This window comes from Mesorhizobium sp. M1A.T.Ca.IN.004.03.1.1 (assembly GCF_003997555.1).
GTDB lineage: Bacteria > Pseudomonadota > Alphaproteobacteria > Rhizobiales > Rhizobiaceae > Mesorhizobium.
Window position 1 is genome coordinate 1 of record NZ_RZTV01000121.1, and the last position, 331, is coordinate 331.

Genomic DNA, 331 nt, shown 5'->3' on the forward strand with positions numbered 1-331 from the left:
CTGGTGAGGAAATCGGCCGCGACGCCGACCGGATGGGAGCCGCCGATGACCCAGCCGAAAAAGCGCGGTCCAGTGGTTGCATGCAGCCCGGGTTCAGCGCCGTCCGAGAGACGCCTGATGACATCAAGCATATCGGAACCTGCCGCCGGCAGCGGCTCTTCGAAACAGGCAAGCGAGGCTGCGTAGTCGTGGGTGGGCATATGGCGGGCGGGCGCTGCCTGCCGGAACGCGGCCGCAAGGCGGGCGGCTTCCTGAAACAGAGATGCAATTGCCGTCATGCGGGTCCCCCTGCCGCCACCGATCCTGGAGGGCCTCACCCTCGAAAGCAGGC

Annotated in this window: 1 pseudogene; it reads right to left on the minus strand. The window is 67.1% G+C overall.

Annotated elements, in window-relative coordinates:
• Positions 1-278, minus strand: a pseudogene (locus tag EOD29_RS30970) (aspartate aminotransferase family protein); the annotation flags it as partial.
• Positions 279-331 lie beyond the last annotated feature (53 nt).